Source organism: Effusibacillus consociatus, assembly GCF_042652925.1.
Classification (GTDB): Bacteria; Bacillota; Bacilli; order Tumebacillales; family Effusibacillaceae; genus Effusibacillus; species Effusibacillus consociatus.
Genome location: NZ_JBHSHC010000015.1, coordinates 1 through 6059 on the forward strand (window position 1 = coordinate 1; position 6059 = coordinate 6059).

Genomic DNA, 6059 nt, shown 5'->3' on the forward strand with positions numbered 1-6059 from the left:
TGAAACAATAAATGGCCCTAGTCAAGAGACTAGAGCCTGTAAGGAAATTTTAATTCCGAGAGTCTTATTTGTAATAATCGGGGTGGAATTAATCTATCGAGATCTTCATGTTCCTTTTTCATTCTGATCACTCTTTTCGGATTCTCTTCATTCTTCTTATATTCGATTGATATTTGTAAAAGGATACAGCCTAAATACTGCTTTTCCGACAATCATGTTCTGATCTACAAATGGATTAGTCCATACGTGGGAGTCAATGCTATAATTCCGATTGTCCCCGAGTACAAAAAACTTACCTGGCGGAACCTTAATCGGTCCAAAATCATATGTCATGGGTTCCTTAATGTAAGGTTCATTCATTTTTACACCATTTCGAAACAAGGAACCTTCACGTATCTCAATTACGTCTCCGCTCGTGCCAATGATACGCTTTATCAATTTTTTGTTTCTTTCAGACTCAATCGGGGAATAAAATGTAACAACGTCTCCAAATTGGAGATTTTGAGGATTAACCATTTTATTGATTTGTATAACGTCATGTACCTGAAGCGTTGGTTCCATCGACGTAGAGGGAATGAACGAAGCTTCAGTAACATATGTTCGTATTAAAAGGAAAAAGAGTATTAAGACAAACAAAGGAGACCAGGATTTAAAAATCTGGATGATTTTCTTCATAGGTTCGCCTCTAAAATTACTCTGATATGTTTATAACTTCATCTATAACTCTTGTATTGTTGACTATATGAGTTTCGAGGATTACTTGACTAGATACTCTTTTTTATTGAATAGCCACTGCCCAAGAGTTAAACAGAATACAATCGAAATTATTAGCGATACCACGATGTTCATGACAGCAACATGCGGTTTAGGTAAAGGCCATTCAAACGGATAGACCCAGCCGGTGATTCCCCCGCGAGTCATGTATTCAGCCGATGACAGCACGCCAATAATGGCATAACTAATCAGTGAATTCTTCGTGGCCAGAATGACCACAAAAGAAAAAGACGCAAAAAACATAACTTGAAGCAGAGAAAATAAAAAGTCCTGATAACTGATTCGAAGGTTGGCCAAAATCAGTAAAATTCCTAGTAACCCCCAAATCACAAACACATACAAAACGGCCATTCGAAGCAACCGGAGAAGCCCAAATTGAAATTGATTATAAGGAAGAGACAATAAAACTTCCCTTCCATCTGCCTCAACCAGATCTTGATATAAACCAATAACCCAAAACGCAACAAGTGGAATTGCCCCAATTCCAAGCGATAATTTTATATCCGTTAGAGAAAGATGAGATCCACACGCGCCCAAAATAGTATAGGTGTAGATCGCTAAGATAATACTCGCAATGACAGGTAGCCAAAATTGCCACTCCATGGCTCGGATGTCCGTTATCAAAGATGGGACTTTTATTCTTTTATCCATTCTAAATACCCCTCTTCAATTGTGGGCGACACCGAAACGGCATCATCTGACGGGCGCACGTCTGACAAGATACGAATTTCAGCACGATCCTCTCTTATCTTCGTTGAAATTACTTTGTGTTGATTCGAAACCTTCTCATATTGACTCATCGGAATATACCAATTCCATACTTTGTTGTCGGCTAAAGAGGCAAGGGCTTCCAAGTTCGCAAACTGTGTAGCCTTACCTCTCTTTATGACAGCTACCTTATCACACGTCGCTTCAATATCCTCTACGATATGTGTGGAGAGTATTACTGTACGATCCTGGGCTAAACGTCGAAGTAATCCTCGGAAACGAATACGTTCATCCGGATCGAGTCCTGCTGTGGGTTCGTCCACAATTACTAATCGAGGGTTTCCAAGAATTGCTTGCGCAATTCCTAATCGTCTTTTCATACCACCTGAAAACCCACGAATTTTCCGATCGGCATGCTCCGTTAAATTCACTTCTTCCAAAACACATTGAATCTGGTCCCGTCGTTGTTTCTTGTCACTCAATCCTTTAAGAACACCTATATAGTCGAGACATTCTACAGGGGTGATATTTCGAAACGCACCAAATTCTTGCGGAAGATACCCAAGCATCAGTCGAGCTTGATCAGCATTTTTACTCCAATTAACACCTTGAAATTGGATGTCTCCTTCATCTTGAATCATCACCGTTGCTAAGATCCGCATCAGTGTAGTTTTACCAGCACCATTAGGACCTAAGAGGCCAAATAGCCCCGAAGGGATCTCCAAACTAACTGAAGTAAGTGCTTGGTGTTTTTTAAAGGCTTTACTAATGTTATCTATTGTAAGGGACTCCATGTTGATTCCTCCTAATTCGATCCAGTTATCTGATCGACCATTGTCTCGATTTTTGTAAGATCTACGTCTCCGTTACTGAGTTGTTTATAGAAATTGGAAAGGAACATTTTCAACTCATCTTTGTTCCCTTTTTCATAAAAAGCGAGCAATTTTTGAGCAATTGGTTGAAGTTCAGGGTAGTTTGGCTTCGGTCTTTTCGCATCGATATGGAGCGAATTATTCGGATTTTTAGGGTCTCCTCCATATAATTGGTCATATAAGCTAAACATTATCGTAGGTCCAATCGGGGAGTTACCATCATGAGAACGGTTTTCCCAGAAGAAACTGCGAAGTACAAGATTTGGATTTGCAAATAATCGGTGCTCCTCGAAACTAAATAACTGCACATTCGTTACGTCTAATTGGAGCTGATCCGAAAGAAGCGCCATTTTTCTGTCCGGCAATGGAACAACAAAAATATTTCGCGGAATAACCGGCGACTTGACTTTAAGTTGCTCACCAATTTTATCTGCAGTATTTTGGATTTGTGGCAGTAATGAAGGAATCTGCTTGATTAGGTCGGGCGGAGCGATCACTTTGTTCCCGCCTATTTGTTCTTCCAGCAAATTTCCTTTTAACAACGTAATTCCTCGAGCTCTACCGACAAAATGATTAAAGTCTGTTTGGTCTAAGTTGCTATAGAGCTTTTGATGTTGATTAACAACAGTAACATCAAAGTTTACGGGATAAGGAAATTCCACATTTTCGTACTGCAAATCGTACCCATAAGCCGGCAAAGAAGCTACCCTCCAACGTCCTGGAACCGGGTACCACGGAAACGATGAGGATAAGAAAAATGACTGAAACGTAACGGGGCTTCCGATTCCAGGTGAACCATTTACAGCAAGATGCAGTTTTCCGTCAACGACTGAATTTGGCCACTGAATCCGTAATATATCTCCCTCTTGTTTAAAATCAACTTTACCATTTTCGACAGAAACTTCAGATACTCGCATCCTATGTGAAAGTGTAAATTCAATCGATGTATTCGTGTTTGGTTGAGGTACATTCACGCTCATATCGATTGAATATGAAATATTTTGATCCTGATGGTTAAGTACAACACGATAATCGCTCACGTTGAAAGTCGGAGGTACATTAAAAGGCTTTTTTAACGGAAGTTCGTTTTGAAGTTCTCGATAATAAAAGTAATCCTCCGAATACATGGCTCGCGGATCCGCATGCATTATGGTGAATAAAGGAAATGAAATCGCCACTGCGGAAAAAACAGCAGTTATCGTTAGGAGGTTCCATTTCCCCTTTTTGGTATAATCACGAACACGTCGGACAAAGAATGAGAAACAGACTAGAGCAATAGATAAGGTAAGGAGAAAAAGGTGAATGTTGATAGTTTGTTGTGTCACTTCAAATCCGGTATAGGCATCGTAGATCGCACCCGGATCGGTTTGACCTTGGTTCAACCAGAAAGCTATTGGCTTGGGTAGATAAAACAGTCCATTATAAGGACTTGTCAGTAACCACAGTAAAAATATAAGAAGATATTTTAATTTTGATCGGATCATCCGTTCTATTGAAAACCCGATCAATCCAGCGGTTAAAAGGGTTAATGTCCAATAAACAACTATGTATTTTACTGTCATCCCCCAAAAATAAATTAATTGACTACCAGAAATTACATAAATCATCAAGATCAGGGCGCTTGAGATGATAGTAAGCACAAGCACAATGAAAGCCCATGCACTCATCTTTGCTAAAGAACGAGGAAAATCACCAGGAAGAGATGCCATAACCTCTTCAAACTTCACAGTTTGTTCCCGTCGAGCGGAGATAATACCCGCGACCATTCCGAGCAAGAAACCTGCCATAACAATGTAAGCCGAGGATTGAAGCAATTGCCCTGCTCCCATGTTTGATCGAACAAAAACATAATAGCCTGAGGCAAGATATAGAGTTAGAAGAATCGTAACAACCCAAATCCATATTCCTCTCCGATAGAGTCTAAGCTCCATTTCCAAAGCCTTTATAAAACTTTCCACGGTACGCCCTCACTTTCTATAAAAATCAAGAGTAGTGAAACCAATCTTTATTTACCTTTGGGGTAAATAGCATTATCCAATATTTATGATTCTTCGGATTTTAAGCTATATCGATACAATAACCACCCAACGGCATTCAATAACGAAAAGGCAACAACCTAAAAGCGGTTGAGTCTCTTTTGGTGGTAAGCATTAATAATGGCCCAAATAACAAAAAGAATCCAATAGGCTAACAAGAAAGGTAGGACATATAAATAAGGACATATAAACCCAAATTTCGAAAGCCCATTATAGAGAGCCTCGATTCGAATGGGAGTTTGTGGGTTGGTCTGGAAATTGGAAGCATTTTTACATGATATGGTAATTATTTCTCGTTTTTGGGCACACTTTCCCCCTCCCCACCGATACGGGCTCTCGTAGTTTCCATTAAGTTTTTTCCCAATTCACTCCAATTGGGCTACCCTTACCATCATCTGCTCCTAGATCCAACGATTGCTGAAAGAATCGGCGATTTTGAGGATCACGGTTCTGCTGTGACTCACCAATATCCCTGCAACTTGTAGAAAGTCCTGACGGAACCGTTGTATCGTAAACCCTTGTGGATGGGATCACAACAGTCTTTCTTGAAGCGTTGAAACAAGTTATAGGTGAAAAGCTTGATGAGCATGTCGACTTCATTGGCTTCAAAATCGGAACTTCCAATAGCATGTATGGAGAACCCGTTCTTGGCTTCTTTGATCGAATTCTCTACACATGCCCGTTGGTTGTAGAACCGCCAGACATCAATCGGTGACCAATCCAGGTTGGTCACAATCGCTTCATATTCCCAAAGAAAATCGTACAGTTGCAATTGATCCAAATCATAGCGTTCGGCTTTCCGGATTATTACGACACGCCGGGGTTTCTTCCATGTCGTAGCTTGGTAGATCAGTGTGATGCCTTCAATCACGATATCCTCGTCTACGTACCGCTTCCAATGGTTGCAAGAAGAAATCGCATCTTGAAGGCGTTTTGTCCATTTCAGTTTTCCTACATAGCCGATTCGTTTCTGTTCCCAAAACCGGTAAAACTCTTCTCCCCCAAACCCTTTGTCAAATCGAGCAAATTTGACATTGGAACCGGAAGGAAGCAACTCGAGTGTGGTTTTCGCAAACTCAATCGCATTGGTAGAGGAGTGCGTATTACCTGGACGAAGAACCCCATTTAAGCAAAAACGGGATTGCCCTTCAAACACGAGAAGGGGATGATAGCTCTTTCGGCCGGGTTTGTTTGGATTCACTCCTATTTCTGCTCCTTCCTGGTTTCCATAGACCGTCTCCACGGTTGAATCAAAATCCAGAATAAGAGATTCCGGTAAATGCGGGGCTATGACGTGGTGAGTAAGCTGCCGAAGTTGCCACTTCAAAGAAGGGCTCTTTGCAGCAAGTCGCCCCAGTTCCTTGTAAAGCAGGGAATGGTGAGGACACCGTCCACCTAAGAATCGCTTGATGAGAGAGTCGTTCTGAAGGGTGCGAAAGTGGAACAATCGTTGACAACCGAGCAACCAGCCGACTACAAGATAGAGAAGAATCTTCCAGAAAGGAAAGATGGAGTTACCACCTTTGGCACAGTCGAGTTGTCGAAACGCAGCTTCCAACTTTATTTTCTCAAGGAAATCCAAGACAACCTTGCCACCAGCTGTATTTGTCAACTGAAAATTCCGCCATTCGCTCATTTAATTTTCCCCCACCTGTGAAAACAGGAACTT

Annotated in this window: 4 protein-coding genes and 1 pseudogene; all 5 read right to left on the reverse strand. The window is 41.1% G+C overall.

From position 1 onward, the window contains the following. Nucleotides 1–156 precede the first annotated feature (156 nt). Nucleotides 157–675, reverse strand: coding sequence for a signal peptidase I (gene lepB, locus ACFO8Q_RS02890; protein ID WP_380024187.1), 519 nt, complete (start codon nucleotides 673–675; stop codon nucleotides 157–159). A gap of 81 nt (nucleotides 676–756) precedes the next feature. Next, on the reverse strand, nucleotides 757–1425 hold the full coding sequence (locus tag ACFO8Q_RS02895) for a hypothetical protein (protein ID WP_380024188.1): 669 nt from the start codon (nucleotides 1423–1425) through the stop codon (nucleotides 757–759). Next, entirely contained in the window at nucleotides 1410–2276 is an 867-nt protein-coding gene (locus ACFO8Q_RS02900) for an ABC transporter ATP-binding protein (protein ID WP_380024190.1), read from the reverse strand. Before ACFO8Q_RS02900 ends, ACFO8Q_RS02895 begins: the two co-directional genes overlap by 16 nt. A gap of 11 nt (nucleotides 2277–2287) precedes the next feature. Beyond that, a complete protein-coding gene (locus tag ACFO8Q_RS02905) occupies nucleotides 2288–4312 on the reverse strand; it encodes an ABC transporter permease (RefSeq protein ID WP_380024191.1) in 2025 nt (674 codons plus the stop codon). 479 nt (nucleotides 4313–4791) lie between these two features. Next, nucleotides 4792–6026 (reverse strand): annotated as a pseudogene (locus tag ACFO8Q_RS02910) (IS1380 family transposase). Between the last annotated feature and the right edge of the window lie 33 nt (nucleotides 6027–6059).